The organism is Alkalimarinus coralli (assembly GCF_023650515.1).
In the GTDB taxonomy this organism is placed as follows: Bacteria; Pseudomonadota; Gammaproteobacteria; order Pseudomonadales; family Oleiphilaceae; genus Alkalimarinus; species Alkalimarinus coralli.
Genome location: NZ_CP096016.1, coordinates 1,117,750 through 1,135,000, shown reverse-complemented (window position 1 = coordinate 1,135,000; position 17,251 = coordinate 1,117,750). Strand labels below are relative to the sequence as shown.

General features: G+C 45.3%; 12 protein-coding genes (1 of these 12 cut by a window edge). 5 read left to right on the top strand and 7 right to left on the bottom strand.

The window, feature by feature from the left end:
* The 3 genes from purT to MY523_RS05025 all read right to left on the bottom strand — a co-directional run.
* A protein-coding gene (gene purT, locus MY523_RS05035) for a formate-dependent phosphoribosylglycinamide formyltransferase (protein ID WP_250657715.1) crosses the window boundary here: on the bottom strand, positions 1-1,122 show its 5' portion. The gene continues 60 nt to the left of window position 1, outside the view; 1,122 of the gene's 1,182 nt are visible here — the first part of the coding sequence; it begins with the start codon at positions 1,120-1,122; the stop codon falls past the left edge of the window.
* 69 nt (positions 1,123-1,191) lie between these two features.
* A complete protein-coding gene (locus MY523_RS05030; RefSeq protein WP_250657714.1) occupies positions 1,192-1,377 on the bottom strand; it encodes a DUF1289 domain-containing protein in 186 nt (61 codons plus the stop codon).
* 35 nt (positions 1,378-1,412) lie between these two features.
* Positions 1,413-1,934, bottom strand: a complete 522-nt coding sequence (locus MY523_RS05025) for a gamma carbonic anhydrase family protein (protein ID WP_250657713.1) — start codon at positions 1,932-1,934, stop codon at positions 1,413-1,415.
* A 134-nt stretch (positions 1,935-2,068) separates the two neighbouring features.
* On the opposite strand from MY523_RS05025, the gene MY523_RS05020 reads away from it, so the two are divergent.
* On the top strand, positions 2,069-2,608 hold the full coding sequence (locus MY523_RS05020; RefSeq protein ID WP_250657712.1) for an NUDIX hydrolase: 540 nt from the start codon (positions 2,069-2,071) through the stop codon (positions 2,606-2,608).
* 14 nt (positions 2,609-2,622) lie between these two features.
* Here the strand turns inward: MY523_RS05020 and MY523_RS05015 are convergent, their stop codons facing one another.
* On the bottom strand, positions 2,623-2,934 hold the full coding sequence (locus MY523_RS05015; RefSeq protein WP_250657711.1) for a YqfO family protein: 312 nt from the start codon (positions 2,932-2,934) through the stop codon (positions 2,623-2,625).
* Between the two features lie 496 nt (positions 2,935-3,430).
* On the bottom strand, positions 3,431-7,333 hold the full coding sequence (gene purL / locus MY523_RS05010) for a phosphoribosylformylglycinamidine synthase (RefSeq protein WP_250658776.1): 3,903 nt from the start codon (positions 7,331-7,333) through the stop codon (positions 3,431-3,433).
* A 288-nt stretch (positions 7,334-7,621) separates the two neighbouring features.
* On the opposite strand from purL, the gene mltF reads away from it, so the two are divergent.
* Positions 7,622-9,112, top strand: coding sequence for a membrane-bound lytic murein transglycosylase MltF (mltF, locus tag MY523_RS05005; RefSeq protein ID WP_250657710.1), 1,491 nt, complete (start codon positions 7,622-7,624; stop codon positions 9,110-9,112).
* Between the two features lie 10 nt (positions 9,113-9,122).
* Here mltF and MY523_RS05000 read toward each other — a convergent pair whose 3' ends face one another.
* Positions 9,123-9,614, bottom strand: a complete 492-nt coding sequence (locus tag MY523_RS05000; RefSeq protein ID WP_250657709.1) for a regulatory protein RecX — start codon at positions 9,612-9,614, stop codon at positions 9,123-9,125.
* A gap of 258 nt (positions 9,615-9,872) precedes the next feature.
* On the opposite strand from MY523_RS05000, the gene MY523_RS04995 reads away from it, so the two are divergent.
* Complete coding sequence (locus MY523_RS04995; protein ID WP_250657708.1) at positions 9,873-12,695, top strand: DUF349 domain-containing protein; 2,823 nt, start codon at positions 9,873-9,875, stop codon at positions 12,693-12,695.
* Positions 12,696-12,858: 163 nt separating this feature from the next.
* On the opposite strand, the gene MY523_RS04990 is transcribed toward MY523_RS04995, so the two are convergent.
* Positions 12,859-13,125: a late competence development ComFB family protein gene (locus tag MY523_RS04990; RefSeq protein WP_250657707.1), complete on the bottom strand. Its 267-nt coding sequence runs from the start codon at positions 13,123-13,125 to the stop codon at positions 12,859-12,861.
* Positions 13,126-13,505: 380 nt separating this feature from the next.
* Between MY523_RS04990 and MY523_RS04985 the strand changes: the two genes are divergently transcribed.
* Together MY523_RS04985 and MY523_RS04980 are read left to right on the top strand one after the other, a co-directional pair.
* Complete coding sequence (locus tag MY523_RS04985) at positions 13,506-14,714, top strand: acetyl-CoA C-acetyltransferase (protein ID WP_250657706.1); 1,209 nt, start codon at positions 13,506-13,508, stop codon at positions 14,712-14,714.
* A gap of 71 nt (positions 14,715-14,785) precedes the next feature.
* Complete coding sequence (locus MY523_RS04980; protein ID WP_250657705.1) at positions 14,786-16,933, top strand: 3-hydroxyacyl-CoA dehydrogenase NAD-binding domain-containing protein; 2,148 nt, start codon at positions 14,786-14,788, stop codon at positions 16,931-16,933.
* Positions 16,934-17,251 lie beyond the last annotated feature (318 nt).

Sequence of the window (17,251 nt, the reverse complement as noted above, 5' to 3'; positions counted from 1 at the left end):
GCTATCTCCCTTTGCCAGCGCCACCCCCATCCGCCGCCGACCATCCAAGCCAGGCTTACCAAAAAGTCTTAGCTGCGTATCTTGTTCGACCAGAGCCCCCTCAATATTATTAAACACCGGAGAACCTGAACTTCCATCAACCAAGATAACCGATGAAGCTGATGGGCCATATTGCCTGATTACCGGTATGGGCAAACCTAGAATGGCGCGAGCATGCAGAGCAAACTCTGACAAGTCTTGTGATATCAACGTTACCAGCCCTGTATCGTGAGGCCGCGGCGAAACTTCACTGAAATAGACATCTTCGCCAGAAATGAACAACTCAACGCCAAACACACCATAACCACCCAAACTAGCAGTCACTGTTGAAGCGATTACCTTCGACTTTTCCAGCGCCACCTCATTCATAACCTGTGGTTGCCACGACTCTCTATAATCTCCATCCACTTGAACATGACCTATGGGCGAGCAATAAGAAACTCCACCACTATGCTGAATGGTTAACAGGGTTATCTCATAATCAAAGTCTACAAACCCTTCAACAATAACTTTGCCAGCACCCGCTCTACCACCCTCTTGTGCATAATCCCATGCAGACCGTATATCCGCATTGGACTTAATAACACTCTGGCCCTTTCCAGATGAGCTCATTATTGGTTTTACCACACAAGGAACGCCCACCTCATCTATAGCCGCTGTGAACTCTTCGAAGTCAGATGCAAACATATACGGAGAAGTCTTAAGGCCCAGCTCCTCAGCTGCCAGTCGGCGAATCCCCTCACGATTCATCGTGAGGTTTACCGCTTTCGCAGAGGGAACAATATTAAAGCCTTCAGACTCGAGCCTTGCTAGCTCTTCAGTCGCTATGGCTTCAATTTCAGGAACAACAAGATCCGGCTTCTCTTCAAGAATTACTTCACGCAGCTCCTTCGGAGAAAGCATATCGATAACGTATGACCGATGGGCAACCTGCATACCAGGCGCATTTTCATAACGGTCAACCGCAACCACTTCAACACCAAAGCGCTGTAGCTCTATAATGACCTCTTTGCCTAACTCGCCAGCCCCACAAAATAGAACTTTTTTCGCGCTTTTACTTAAAGGCGTACCAATTGCGACCACTGCATTCTCCTTCGTTTCAGTGCAAACAAACTATATAAGCATAGACCAATCAAAATTTAAGATAATGCTTTATATGTAGGATGATTTCTCTCTTTCTTTTACGAGTCTAAGGACTTCGTTCCTCTCACTAGCATCCATCCCTCCCCAATGAGATATTTCCAGCCCCGTTCTATAACACCCAACACATACATCATTTTCATCAAGCGCACATATACCAATACAAGGGGAAACTACTACGGACTCATCTTTAACCATACTTGCTATGCCTCAAAAAATTGCAACAGTGACCACTACCGTTTTATCAGCTGTTTATTATAACGCTCGGCATTTTGAACATAATGCACAGAGCTAGCTTCAAGAACCTTTTTTTCTATATCGGTGAGTTGCCTTCTTACCTTACCTGGGCTACCTACTACCAGAGAACCATCTGGAATCTCCATCCCCTCAGGCACCAGTGTATTGGCACCAATCAAACAGTACTTACCAATCTTCGCGCCATTTAGAACAACTGAATTAATACCAATTAAGCTAAAATCACCTACACTGCACCCATGCAGCATTACCTTATGCCCTATAGTAACACCATTGCCAATAACCAGTTTATAAGAGGCATCCGTATGTAAAACACTGCCATCCTGAATATTGCTGTTTGAGCCAATTATAATTGAGTCATTATCCGCACGTATCACAACATTAAACCAGACACTTGCACGATCACCCAACACCACAGAACCTATAAGCGTGGCATTAGGCGCAATAAAATGCCCCCCACCCTCAAAATCAACCTTTCTATCACCCAAATCATAAATCACAAAACTCTCTCCTATTGGTAATGCACTGTGCTTCTGCCAATTCTAGCAAACAACTATAGGCAAACATTCATTAAACATGACCCAGCTTTTCAATCGATATATACTAAATCAAACTAATTTTCCCGGTAATATTTATGAAGTTTTGTAGCGAGTGCGGCAGTCATTTAAGGCAAGCGATACCCAAAGGCGATAATCGGCTACGCCATATCTGCACTCATTGTGAGATAGTCCATTATCAAAACCCCAAAATTGTGGCAGGCACCCTTCCAGTATTTGATGGCAAGATACTACTATGCAAACGAGCCATTGAGCCAAGATTGGGATACTGGACTCTACCTGCCGGATTTATGGAAAATCAAGAAACAACAACAGAAGCAGCATTAAGAGAAACACTGGAGGAGGCAGAGGCCAAAGTCGAACTGGAGGGTCTTTACACAGTTATGAACGTACCTCAAATCGATCAGGTACACATATTTTTTAGAGCTCGCCTGATTAATGGCCATTTTGGTGCCGGAGATGAAACGCTCGAAACCAAACTCTTTGCTCTCGAAGACATTCCATGGGATCACATCTCATTCCCAACCGTATTTCAAACCCTCAAACATTATATAGCAGACCACCAACTTAATGATTTCCCGGTTCACGTAAAAGATATCGTAAGGAAAAAAGCATAACGTAAAGCCAGCCGTTACAACTGAATACATTCAACCACATCGAAAGCGGGCTCTTCATATGGGTGAGCCTGTCGCAGCGCCAACACAACACTTTTTACGCTCTGCTTTTCACAAACCATCTCTACTTTAAATTCGCTAACGCGCTCCAGACTACCAACCTCACCTATGAAAGGACTACTTCCCGCCATAGGTTTAAACTGGCCCTCCCCGCTCACCTGCCAGCAACACTTTTCATACGCTCCTATTCGGCCACCACCAGCATCAAACATGGCCTCTTTCACAATCTCAAGATAAGACTCAGGGACATAAAAACAGATCTTATACACGTCGGCCACCTCAACCCATTGACCTTTTGTTACACATCAAATAAGCCAGTCAGCATTGAAAACAGTTATCAACACATTCTGTGGATATCTTTGGGGATAAAACCTTGAAAAGCGACCTGAATCCCCGTAAACACTGACACCCTGTTAAATTGACGAGAATTTAACCTCAACAATATTCTTATTTATAATCAAGTGGTTAAATTTGTCAACACCACAAACATAAAAGATACTGGACAATTATTCACCCCATATATTGAAACATATAAAAATGTGCATAAATCAAAGCATCTTTATAAAAATCAAGCCTAAAAAGAGAAAAATTTGGAGAAAATTAAACCCAAAAACACCTCAATCTTTATATTTTAATCAAAACTTCACGCCATCAAGTTACATATATAATTATTCTGTAACAAATAATTACACACCAGAATTACTGCTGATAGCAAAAAAAAACCGCCTCGTGATTGAGGCGGTTTTTTAGGCATATACAGCGATTTTAATTCAACCACTTCCTGGCATTTCTAAACATCCTCATCCATGGAGCATCTTCTCCCCACTCGTTTGGATGCCAAGAATTTTGAACAGTTCGAAACACCCTTTCAGGGTGTGGCATCATTATAGACACCCTACCAGTCGCGCTGGTCACGCCAGAGAGACCTAAAGGAGAGCCATTCGGGTTTGCAGGGTATTTCTCAGTTACATTGCCACTATTATCAATATAGCGTAATGAAACTAATCCACTTGAATTAAGAGCCGAAAGCTTTTCCGAAGAAGCGAACTCTGCTCGCCCCTCGCCATGTGCCACAGCAATCGGAAGTCGAGACCCATTCATGCCCGCAAAAAATGCTGACGGGGAATCCTGAACCTCAACCATCGTCAAACGAGCCTCAAATTGCTCTGAGCGGTTTCTGACAAAGTGGGGCCACAACTCAGCCCCCGGTATCAGCTCATGTAGGTTGGAGAGCATCTGGCAACCATTGCAAACACCAAGAGCAAGCGTATCTTCTCGCTCAAAAAAGCCTGCAAACTGGTCTCTAGCTAAAGCATTAAAGAGTATTGATTTAGCCCAGCCCTCGCCAGCCCCCAAAACATCACCATACGAGAAACCACCACAAGCGACTAATGCTTTATAGTCTTGTAAGTCAACGCGACCAGATAGAATATCGCTCATGTGCACATCAACAGCGCTAAAGCCTGCCCGAGTGAACGCAGCCCCCATTTCTACCTGACCATTGACCCCCTGCTCTCTCAACACTGCAATCTTCGGTTTAACACCGGAGTTAATATAAGGCGCTGCGATATCATCGGCACAATCAAATGTTAATGTCGCGTTAAGCCCCGGATCTTCCTCGTTTGAAATTTGCTCAAACTCCTCCAGCGCACATTCAGAGTTGTCTCTAATAGACTGCATTCGATAACTCGTCTCTGCCCATACTCTCTGGTAAGAAGAGCGAGAATCACCTAATACCGTCTCACCATCGAAAAGGAAGCGTATTTGATCATCTTCGTTTAACGAACCAATAACCAATGTGTGCTCACCCAAACCGGCTGAATTAAATTGCTGGAGCACAAACTCTGTATCCTCTGCCCGCACCTGAATAACTGCTCCTAACTCTTCATTGAACAGCTCACGCGCAAAGTGCGTTTTGTCCTCTGCCAGCATATCAAGTTTTACATCTATCCCCGTATGTCCGGCAAACGCCATCTCACACAGTGTGACAAACATACCACCATCTGACCTGTCATGGTAAGCCAGAAGCTTCTCATCACTATTAAGCCCTTGTATAACAGCAAAGAAAGCCTTCAGGTCTTCTGCATCATCAAGGTCTGGGGCGACTGCTCCGACTTTTTTATAGACTTGAGCCAAGGCGGAGCCACCTAACCGGTTCTGTCCGTTTGCCAGGTCAATTAATATTAAGTCGGTATGCCCGGCATCGGTCTTTAACTGAGGTGTGACGGTTTTCCTAATATCAGCCACTGGAGCAAAACCACTGATAATTAAGGAAAGAGGCGAGGTCACCTCTTTACGGCTACCATTGTCGTCCCATACGGTTTTCATCGACATTGAGTCTTTGCCAACCGGTATCGTGATACCCAACTCAGGGCATAACTCCATACCAACAGCTTTAACTGTATCGTATAGGTTTTCATCTTCACCTGGGTGACCTGCCGCTGCCATCCAGTTCGCAGAAAGCCGAATATCTGATAGTTTTTCTATGTTCGCAGATGCGATGTTGGTAATCACTTCGCCAATTGCCATCCGCCCTGACGCCGGCGCATCAATTGTTGCAATCGGGGTTCTCTCGCCCATTGCCATAGCCTCTCCACTGTATGTATCAAATGAAGATGCAGTCACCGCAACATCTGCGACGGGAACCTGCCATGGACCAACCATCTGATCCCTGGCCACGAGCCCGGTTATTGATCTATCGCCAATAGTGATTAAGAAACTCTTGCTGGCAACACTAGGCAGTTTTAATATGCGCTCAGCCGCTTCAGAAATATCGATTTCCGTAGACTCAAAAACAGACTTGGTAAAGTTCTTTCGCTCAACACTTCGATGCATTTTAGGAGGCTTGCCAAATAGAATATCCATTGGCAAATCAACAGGATTATTGTTGAAGTGGTCATCTTTTAATCGAAGATGCATCTCTTCAGTCGCCTCACCAATAACTGCATAAGGGCATCTCTCCCTTTTGCAGATTTCGTCAAACGTATCGAGATTTTCCGGGGCAACCGCTAGCACATAGCGCTCTTGAGATTCATTGCACCAAATTGCCAGAGGCGACATACCGGGCTCATCACAAGGGATTTCTCTTAAATCAAAAACCCCGCCTCGCTCGCCATCCTTAACCAACTCAGGGAACGCATTTGAAAGCCCACCAGCACCCACATCATGAATAAACGCAACAGGGTTACCATCATCAAGTTGCCAGCATCTATCTATTACCTCCTGACAACGGCGTTCCATCTCAGGGTTTTCCCGCTGAACAGAAGCAAAATCCAGATCCTCCTGACTACTGCCTGAATCCATCGATGAGGCAGCCCCACCACCAAGACCGATCAGCATCGCTGGACCACCCAGCGCGATTAGCTTCGCTCCAACAGGAATTTCACCCTTTTCGACATGCTTAGCTTTTATATTTCCCAAACCACCAGCGATCATAATCGGCTTGTGGTATCCCTTGACCTCTTCTCCCTCAGGCCCAACAACCTTTTCTTCGAAGGTTCTAAAATAGCCGCACAGATTTGGACGCCCAAACTCATTGTTGAATGCTGCTCCACCAATGGGGCCATCGAGCATGATATTCAGAGCTGACGTAATGCGGTCAGGCTTGCCATAGTCACTTTCCCACGGCTGCTCAAAACCAGGGATTTTAAGATTAGAAACCGTAAAGCCATTAAGACCGGCTTTTGGTTTAGAGCCTTTACCGGTCGCTCCCTCATCTCTAATTTCACCACCAGAACCAGTCGAGGCACCCGAAAAAGGCGAAATTGCTGTTGGGTGGTTATGGGTTTCCACTTTCATTAAGATATGAATATCTTCTTCGTGTGCACTATATTCTTTAGTGACCGGGTCAGGATAAAAGCGCCCCGCCTTAGACCCTACGATTACTGACGCATTATCTTTATAAGCCGATAAAACGCCTTCACTATTCACCTCATAAGTGTTTCTAATCATGGCAAACAGTGATTTATCTTGCGCTTCACCATCAATATCCCAAGACGCGTTAAATATTTTGTGGCGGCAATGCTCGGAGTTTGCCTGGGCAAACATCATCAACTCTACATCTGTCGGGTTTCTTTCCAAGCCAATAAATGCGTTGGTTAAATATTCTATTTCATCATCCGCTAATGCCAGCCCTAATCTTCTATTCGCCTCTTCAAGAGCTGCCTGGCCACCCGTTAAAATATCAACCGAGCTCATAGGTTTTGGCTCAGCAACACTAAATAGCAACTCCGCTCCTGCCATTTCATAGAATACGGCTTCAGTCATGCGATCATGCAAGTAAGATGAGACGCTTTCGCGCTCAGACATATCGAGCTTTTTTGATGAACGAACATAATAGGCAATACCTCTTTCTATCCGCTTAATCTTACCGAGGCCGCAATTGTGCGCAATATCGGTTGCCTTGCTTGACCACGGTGAGATAGTGCCTGGACGAGGAACGACCAAAAACAGTAGTCCATCTGCTGCTTCAATGTCAGCCTTGGGCCCATACTTAAGAATACGATTGAGAGTATTTAGTTCTTCCGCTTTAAGCTCTTTTTCAACATCAACAAAATGCATAAATTCAGCATATACAGAATCAATAGCAGGTACCTGCGCCTTGATAGCCGACAACATTTTATTGTTACGAAAAGAAGAAAGTGCGGGTGCGCCTCGCAGTTCCAGCATCACTTGGCTTTGCCTCTTGGAAGGAGTGAAAAGAAAGTTGCGTATAATACTTGAAACAGGCCATCAGCAACAACATTGTTTTATCGAAATAGCGCCGCATCAGGAATATCCCAATAAATAGTTTTACAAAGTTTTTCACACTTACAAACTTGCACTATTGACTCTAAATCAGCTAACTGGAAATATGTACAGTTATAAAAAGGAAGGCTTATTAGTGTTAGCTCACATTTTCCTGCAGTGGAAAACGAGCTTAATAAGCCCTATAAAGCAACCAGAGAGTGTGGGTTTATGATGGCTGAAAAAATAGGGAAAGGCGTGTATACGCTCGGCTTTATGCCGCTCATATTTTCGATGCTTGTTGCTTTCTTCCTTACAGGTTGCTCGCGCCCTACAACCCTTGAAAAAATTGAGCAAGAGCAGGTGCTCCATGTTATAACCCGAAACGCTCCTGCAATTTATTTTGAGGACAAAGACGGACCTGCTGGCTTTGATTACGAAATTACCAAACTGTTTGCCGAAGAACTCGGCGTTGAGCTAAGGCTAAGAGTCGCTAGCAACTTGGGAGAGCTTCTATCCGTAATTGATCAAGGATATGCTCACTTTGCAGTGGGCGGCTTGGCTGCAACTGAGAACAGAAACGCTCGATTTGAGTACTCATCCCCTTATATGGAAGTGACCCCCAAAGTCGTATACAGGCTAGGAACATCCCGACCTAAAAAACTAGAGGATCTAGTTGGTAAAAGGGTCGTTGTTATTGCAGACAGCCACCACATAGACCTGTTAAAAAAGCTCAAAAAGGATTTACCCGAGCTAAGTTGGGAAGAATCAGAAGAGCTTGAAACCTCAGACCTGTTAAAAGAGGTCAGCGAAGGCACGATAGACTACGCCATTGTAGACTCCACTGATCTAGCGATTCACCAGGCATACTACCCCAAAGCCGCTGCCGCTTTTAGCTTGAGCGATCCGCTTAATTTCGTTTGGTATTTCCCCGCCAGTGAAGACAACTCCCTTAATCAAAAAGCCAAAGTATTCTTTGAGAAAATAAAACAGGACGGAACCCTGTTACAGCTAAAAGAGCGATATTACGGCCATCTCAATCAACTTAACTATGTCGGGGCCAGAACATTTATTCACCATATTAATAGACGTTTATCTCGCTATGAAGATACATTCAAGGCAGAAGCTGATGTCCATGAGCTGGACTGGCGTCTACTCGCTGCCATTGGTTATCAGGAATCACACTGGCGCCCAAATGCAACCTCACCCACTGGCGTGCGAGGCCTGATGATGCTAACCAGGGTGACTGCTAAAGAGCTTGGCATCAAAAACAGGCTTGACCCCAAAGCAAGTATCAAAGGCGGGGCCAAATACTTTGCAAAAATTAAAAACAGAATTCCTGAAAGAATTGGTGAGCCAGACCGAACCTGGATGGCGCTTGCATCATATAATGTAGGTTATGGACACTTGGAAGATGCTCGCATTTTGGCCCAAAAAGATGGTAAAGACCCAGACCAATGGCTGCATGTGAAAGAGTATCTGCCACTATTGCAAAAGAAAAAGTGGTACAAACAAACCAAGCATGGCTATGCAAGAGGCTCAGAGCCGGTTGTATATGTTCAAAACATTCGACGCTACTATGATGTTCTAACCTGGATGAAACAACCTCAGGTAGAAGAAGGCATTATTGCAAGTAAAGCGCCGAGTGAACAGTACAACGAAGAGCCTACAGACGACCTGATGCTCCCCGACACCCTGCAGGATATGCCACCCACTCTTTAATAAGAGCTGGCTAGATAACACTCTCCATCGCATGTGAAATCTGCTCATGGGTAAACCCCTTATTTTGCAAAAACCTCATTTGTTTAGCTTTTTGAGCAAAGTCTCGCACCTTACCATTACCAAACTTTTTCTCTCTCTGGGTCAATGCAGAGCAAAACCAATCATCCTCCGCGAGGTCAACATACTCGGCAATCAGCTTTTCCGAAATCTGACGCTCTTTAAGCTCTGAAGAGATTCTCAACGGGCCAAACCCTCTAGACTTTCGATGGTAGCAGTATGCTTCAGCAAACCTCTCATCGCTAACCAAAGCGTCAGACTCAAGCTGATCCAAAACCGCATCAATCAGAGCTTCGTCATATAACTTAAGTCGCATTTTACTCTTTAATTCATAGCGGCTGTGCTCTCGCCTCACAAGCGCCCTGATAATACTATTTTTTATTTTCAGCCGCTCATCATCGCCCTGGGATGAGCTTTCTTCAATTTCAGAACCAGGCTTGCTCACGAATCCCCCCAAAATATCTTCACGCACATATTTCGCATTTCCACAATCAGAGTTAGACTATGGCCCAAACTAATCGGCCCACTTTTATTGGGGGCTTGTTTCGACACTGAAAGCCAGCATCAGCAACCAACTTATTATGATTTAGTGTAAGCGGGTTAACGGTCGTAACTTTCAGAAAACTAAATAGATTGTTGTTTAACTAAGCCTAACAACAGTAAGGCGAAGATAAAACACAATAGTAACGGTGAAAATAATCTCATGTCTGCATTTCTTAAAAAGCTGTTTAAGCCTAAGTGGAAAAGTTCCAACGCTATTACGCGCAAAGAATATATCGCTACACTTAACCCCTCAACTGAAGAAGACAAAAATATTCTGCTTGATCTAGCAAGAAATGATTCAGACAACCAGGTAAGACGAGCGGCTATCAATAAGATCGACTCTATCAGCACGCTGCTAAACCTCTACCAAGAGCCATCAGAACTTATTAAACCAGCCGTAAAAGACCGCTTGGAAGGGTTGGCAAAATCCAATGCACTTCCAATTTACGAACTCATAACCGATGAAACGCTTTTAACTGAGCTTATTATCAACTCAGACAACGCAGAACAGTACCAGGGCGCACTCCTCAAGCTTTCCCCCTCTACCCTTGAAACCATCGCAGTCAGCGCCAAGCTGAGCCAACTCAGACTTGCAGCTGTTGAGCGGGTTGTTGAGGAAGCACATTTAGCATCCATCGAAAAACAGGCAAAAGCAAAAGATAAACGAGTCTATCAGCTCGCAAAATCAAAGCTAAAAGAGATCAAAGCCCATAAAAAACAACAGGCTGAAGTTAAAGAAAAGCAAGAGTCGGTTATCGAGTCTCTGGAAGCCCATGCAAAAAGCGAAACGGTAAAGCTCTACGGTGCGAAACTAACCTCTCTTTTAGACAGCTGGAACGATATAAGCGATGGTGCTGACGAGGCGTTGATCCGGCGGTTCGAAATCAGCAAACAAGCAAGTCTGGCAAAGGCCGCGCAATTAAAGCAGGATCAGGAGCAAGAAGCTTTAGTCAAGCAACAGTCACTGCAACAGAAAAACGAGCGGGATGAAACATTAAATATACTTGAGCAAACGGCCGAGCGGTTTAAACAAACACCCGTGGAGTCAGCAAGCGAACTTCCAGCACTTGACGCGATCATCAAGACACAAGAAACAAGATGGTTAGAGGCAACCAGAGAAAGCACCGTTGAAAAGTCGGAGCAGAAGCAATATCAACAACTGATGGGGGACTTAAAGCACTACCTTAAATCAGCACAAGCATTTATGAGTGGCAAGGATCAGTTTACTTCCCCAGAAGCCGGTGATGACCAAGCAACCCCCAACCGTCAGACAGCCTCCCACCACGAAATTCGTGCATTTATAGATAAGGTTAACTGGCCGGATGGTTTTGCCACTCCCCGGGAGCTTAAGTCACTAAGAAAATTTGCTGGCAACATTGCGGAGAAGAAAAAACAAACAATCCAGGTTTCAGACCAGCAAAAATCTCAAATTGAAGAGCAAATTACACGGCTGGAGCAACACCTTGGCAACCGGGCTTTGAAGCAGTCATCCCAAGGTTTCAAAGAACTTAACCACCTAATACACGGCCTGGACAAAGGTTTAGCATCCAATTACGCGGGAAGGCTCCAACTTCTAGGCAAACAGCTGAATGAACTTAGAGACTGGCACGGATATGCTGTAACCCCCAAACAAGCCGAACTATGCGAGCAAGCAGAGAAGTTGATTGAGCAACACCTCGCCCCCCAAGTCAAAGCCGATAAAATTAAAGCGTTGCAAGATGAATGGAAAAAGTTAGGTGGCTCTTCTGATCAGAAAATATGGCAGCGATTTAAAACAGCTTGTGACACGGCATACGCACCGTGCCGTGACTATTTTGACGAGCAGAGAACGGTCAAAAGAAACAATATAGAAAAGCGCAAAACCATTTGCACACAGCTGAGTGACTTCATATCTCAAAATGATTGGGACAATACCGACTGGAAAGCCGTTGAGAAAATTAACCGCGTCGCACGGGACGAGTGGAAAGAGTGCTACCCCGTTGAATTTAAAGAAAACAAGGCAGTACAGAAAATATTCAACGAGCTATTGGCTAAAATGGATCAATACCTCAATGATGAGCGCTCACGTAATAAAGCGCTGAAACAAGCCATTGTTGAAAAAACTCAAGCACTCGTTACCCATGAGCCACTTTCGGAAGCGATTGAACAAGCCAAATCCCTTCAGTCTGAATGGCAGAAAGTAGGCATTACACTCCATAAAGATGATAGAGCCCTATGGAAGGAGTACCGCGCAGCCTGCGATGAGATTTTTAAGCGAAGAGATGCGGAAAACGAAAGCAAGCAGCAGGCAATCAATGAGGCGATTGCACAAGCCGAGGCGATCTGTGCAGAGGCGGAACAAGCATCTAGAGATATCAATGAGAACTGCGATAAAACGCTGTCAGAGTTTCGCCAGCGTTTTAGAGGGGTCTCACCTCTTCCAAAGAAAGAGCTTGAGCGACTCAGTCAAAAACTTGAGCAGACTCTCAGCGACATTGCCTCGAACCAGGCCAAACAAAGAGTCGCGCAAGAGCACTCAACCTGGCTCGGACTTAACAAGAAATCAAAGCTAATCAGGGACGCGGCAGAAAAACTACAGTCAGGAGCGACTTTGGATAGTGCAGCGTTGTTTGCACAAGAGCTAACACCCCCTCAAAACGAGCAAATCAGTAACATTGAGCAGGTGTTGTTTGACACCTGGAAAATAGCAATATCAGCTGTTGACATAAACAGTGAATACGCCACTGCCGAACAAGCAAAAAGCCTATGCATTCAATGTGAAATTGCTGCCGAGATCGACTCACCGCAGGAAGACCAGGCGCTTCGAATGCAGCTTCAGGTCAACCGGCTGTCAGAGGGACTCAACCAAAAAGACAGCAGCAGTAAAAGAGATGAGCTGGAGAAATACTTATCTGAGTGGTTTCAACTTTGCCTCATACCCGCCGAGGTTAGAACAAACCTTGAAACCAGAGTTGATAGCGTTTTGGCCAAGGTAACGGCATAAATCTAAGGTAACGACATGAATCTAGGGTAACGGCATAAATAAAGTACCGCGCCGTAAAACGACAAGGTAAGCCGGCATATCACGCCCGGTTTACCTGCTTAGCTGAATTAGCGTTTAACTGAATCAGGTTTAACTGAATCAGGTTTAACTGACTTGGTTTTACCTACTCTCTCTGACCTTTATCAACGTAATCCAGGGCGTCTTCAACGGCTTTTTTTACTTTATCTCTCATTTCTTTTGCTTCAACCGGAGACAAATAATAGATCATATCGACTTCATGTCTTATATACCGTGGAGGAAGATGGTTCAACGCCACACAAACAACGTCCACTAAAAAGTCATCGCTATAGGATTTATCCCCCCTTAACTCAGCCAGAGTCTCGATAACCAAAGGCTCATAGTAGTTCTGAATATTATCCAAAATTGACATAAATATACCCACATCCTGATTGTTATAGCTAAAACGCTTTTGCAACAGCGGCTCTGATATGAATCTATAAAAAATATGAAAAAATAAATCCGTCAACTATAAAAGTAGTTAATTTGCTTGGATTTTCAAATGGATAAATCGCAATAGATCATTTCAATGACGCTTTTCGCTAACGTTTTTGTCAACAATCGCCATTTTTTCTGGTTTCTCGCTACTCTAAGGTAGAGCTACAACATTGTTCTCAACGCTGACACCAGTGGTTCAGGCAAGAGAGTAACAATAACGCGATGGAGGATAACAAGTCGCTCCGAATAGATAGCAGCGCGCACATAGATAACAGCGCATACTAAAACACCAGCGCAAACCAAGAGCAAACAATTATGACAAACGAAGCATTTATCTACGACGCTATTCGCACACCACGAGGTAAAGGAAAGAAAGACGGCTCTTTGCATGAAGTGAAGCCTATCACCTTGCTCTCGTCAGTTTTGTCTCAACTTCAATCGAGAAACGATCTGGATACCTCACAGATTGACGATATCGTAATGGGCTGTGTCACAGCAATCGGTGACCAGGGAGCCGATATCGCAAAAACCGCCGCACTGGTCGCGGGCTGGCATGAAAATGTCGCCGGTGTGACGCTGAATCGATTTTGTGCATCAGGGCTAGAAGCAGTCAATCTAGCCGCAATGAAAATACGTTCTGGCTGGGAAGATCTCGTGGTTGCCGGTGGCGTAGAGTCAATGTCGCGCGTACCAATGGGGTCTGATGGCGGAGCTTGGGCAATGGATCCAGCTACCAACTTGGCCACAGGTTTCATGCCACAGGGGATCGGCGCAGACTTAATCGCCACCATAGACGGTTTCAGTAGAGAAGATGTAGACCAGTTTGCGCTAAACAGCCAAAAGAAAGCCGCTTACGCTCAGGAGCAAGGCTATTTCAATCATTCAGTACTGCCTGTTTGCGATCAAAATGGTGTGACAATCCTCGATCGTGATGAGTTTATACGCCCTAATACCACGGCTGATGCGCTTGGCCAGCTTAAGCCCTCGTTTGAAATGATGGGGTCGATGGGGTTTGATAGCGTCGCAGCAAAAAAATATCACTACATCGAGCAGATAAACCACGTGCATACTCCTGGTAATTCATCAGGGATTGTTGACGGATCATCCGCAATATTGCTTGGAAGTGAAGCCAAAGGACAAGCCTTGAATTTAACACCTCGTGCGCGCGTTGTCTCAACCGCTGTCACCAGTACAGACCCGACAATAATGTTAACCGGGCCTGCCCCTGCAGCCCGAAAAGCGCTGGCTAAAGCCGGGTTAGCAATAGATGACATTGACCTGTTTGAAGTAAACGAAGCCTTTGCCGCAGTCGTCATGCGCTTCCAAAAAGAGCTTAACGTTCCAGACGAAAAAGTGAATGTTAATGGAGGGGCTATAGCTATGGGTCACCCACTCGGTGCGACCGGCGCAATGATACTGGGTACGTTATTAGATGAGCTGGAAAGGCGCCAAAAGAGATATGGACTTGCTACCTTATGTGTTGGCGGCGGAATGGGCATTGCAACCATAATCGAGCGCATATAGTCGGCACTGTATCTCAAAAAACAATATCCACCAATAAGCTCAACCCGGAACCTTATTTAGCGAGAAACGCCATGACAGCCATACGATACGAAAAAGACAGTGACGGCATATTAGTACTTACTATTGACATGCCGGGCCAATCAGCCAATACCATGAATGCTGAATTCAGAAGCGCATTGCAAACTACTGCAGAGCGGGTGACACAAGAGGTTGATTCACTCAAAGGAGTTATCATCACCTCAGCTAAAAAAACATTTTTTGCTGGGGGAGACCTGAATGAACTCATCAGCGTTGGCCCCGATCAAGCAGAACCATTTTTCCTTATGGTTCAAGCGCTGAAACAACATATGAGAACCATCGAAACACTGGGCATCCCGGTTGTTGCTGCCATCAATGGTGCCGCATTAGGTGGAGGCTGGGAAATCTGCCTTGCCTGTCACCACCGTATAGCCCTCAATGAAAAGTCAGTTCAAATCGGTCTGCCTGAAGTCACTCTTGGATTGCTCCCTGGAGGAGGCGGAATAGTAAGAACGATTCGCTTACTGGGGCTTGAGAAAGCACTGCCCTATTTAATCGAAGGAAAAAAACTCAAAGCCGAAGATGCGCTGAAGGCAGGGTTAGTTGACGCACTGGCAGATGATGTCGACGAAATGATGACCAAGGCCAAAAACTGGATACTGGACCATCCAAAATCAAAGCAACCTTGGGATATAAAAGGGTTCAAAATTCCAGGCGGAACGCCATCAAACCCAAAGGTTGCCCAAATGCTGGCTATCGCCCCTGCGATGCTAAGGAACAAAACCAAGGGGTGCTACCCCGCCCCAGAGGCCATAATGTCAGCGACGGTTGAAGGCTCCCAAGTAGACTTTGATACGGCACAGGCTATTGAGGCTCGCTATTTTACCGAGCTGGTCACCGGTCAAATCAGTAAAAATATGATCGGCACATTTTGGTTTCAACTCAATGAAATAAAAGCTGGAGCCAGTCGCCCGAACAGTATTGAAAAAAGCACGATCAAAAAATTGGGCGTGCTGGGAGCCGGTATGATGGGCGCCGGAATAGCCTATGCTGCTGCTATTAGCGGCATTGATGTCGTATTAAAAGACATTTCAGAAGAGCAGGCCGAAAAAGGAAAACAATATTCCGATACCCTGCTATCAAAACGTGTGTCACGTAAACGGATGAGTGCTGAGAAAAAGCAGCAAATTCTTGATCGCATTTTAGCAACCGATAAAGCGGACGACCTTGCTGGTTGTGACCTGATTATCGAAGCAGTATTTGAAGATAGCAAGCTTAAAGCCAACGTGACCGCTGAAGCAGAGCCTAAGCTGGCCGATGGTGGTATATTTGCGTCAAATACTTCAACCATTCCAATAAGCCAATTAGCCGAGGCTTCTGCAAAACCTGAAAACTATATCGGTCTCCATTTTTTCTCCCCAGTAGACAAAATGCAGCTGGTAGAAATTATTACCGGGGACAAAACGTCTGATGAAACACTGGCCAAAGCTTTTGATTTTGTCCTGCAGATTAACAAAACCCCCATCGTCGTAAATGATAGCCGGGGCTTTTTTACCTCTCGCGTATTCGGCACCTTCGTCAACGAAGGCATCGCCATGTTAGGGGAAGGATATAGCCCTGCCTCGATAGAGAACGCAGCTCAACTGGCAGGAATGCCCGTTGGCCCGCTAGCGCTAATAGACGAGGTTAGTTTAACATTGGTCAGGCATATCAGAGACCAATCCAAGCATGACGTAGAATCCGCAGGCGGCCATTGGGATGCTCACCCTGCCGAGGCGGTGATCGATACAATGCTAGACACCCATCAGCGAAAAGGGAAAGCAGCAGGAGAAGGTTTTTATCAATACCCGGACAAAGGCAAGAAGTATTTGTGGCCTGAGCTTGATCGCCTATTCGTAAACAAGGAAAAGGCTGTTAATGCAAACCTACAGGATCTAATTGATCGGTTTTTGTTTATCCAATCAATAGAAACAGTGCGATGCATTGAAGAAAAGGTGCTCACATCGGTCAAAGACGCGAATATCGGCAGTATCTTTGGCATCGGATATGCTCCATGGACTGGCGGGGCCATTCAGTACATTAACCAGTATGGCATTCAAGCCTTTAATCGCCGTGCGCAGGCACTATCCAATGAGCACGGTTCGCGCTTTTCACCGCCTACATTACTGGTAGATAAGGCCGAAAAGAACGAGATGTTCTAAGCCATTACAGCTAGGCTTTTCTAAGCCACTGCTTCTGTATAGCACGACCAAGTCGCTATCCATCGCTACATGCGGCTGATCAACAATCCACACTGGGAGTTGATCAGCCGCCTGCTTAGCACTCCTGCGCTTATTAAGCGATTTTCCATTCTGGCTACGAAACCCAACACGAATTAACAATAATTAATCCCAAATACGCTAGTCAGCGGGGGCCATGTACCCTACAATCGACATAACCACTATTTTAATGGGATCATTCACCGCAGAGCTAAGGCGCTCGCCTATCGTTGAAATCCCAACGTTTGACCTCATTAACGA

Bases quoted from the DNA above. Each gene is read 5' to 3' on its own strand.
- mltF (WP_250657710.1), top strand. From the start codon at position 7,622: ATGATGGCTGAAAAAATAGGGAAAGGCGTGTATACGCTCGGCTTTATG.
- MY523_RS04995 (WP_250657708.1), top strand. From the start codon at position 9,873: ATGTCTGCATTTCTTAAAAAGCTGTTTAAGCCTAAGTGGAAAAGTTCC.
- MY523_RS04990 (WP_250657707.1), bottom strand. From the start codon at position 13,125: ATGTCAATTTTGGATAATATTCAGAACTACTATGAGCCTTTGGTTATC.
- MY523_RS04985 (WP_250657706.1), top strand. From the start codon at position 13,506: ATGACAAACGAAGCATTTATCTACGACGCTATTCGCACACCACGAGGT.
- MY523_RS05020 (WP_250657712.1), top strand. From the start codon at position 2,069: ATGAAGTTTTGTAGCGAGTGCGGCAGTCATTTAAGGCAAGCGATACCC.
- MY523_RS05030 (WP_250657714.1), bottom strand. From the start codon at position 1,377: ATGGTTAAAGATGAGTCCGTAGTAGTTTCCCCTTGTATTGGTATATGT.
- MY523_RS04980 (WP_250657705.1), top strand. From the start codon at position 14,786: ATGACAGCCATACGATACGAAAAAGACAGTGACGGCATATTAGTACTT.
- purL (WP_250658776.1), bottom strand. From the start codon at position 7,333: ATGCTGGAACTGCGAGGCGCACCCGCACTTTCTTCTTTTCGTAACAAT.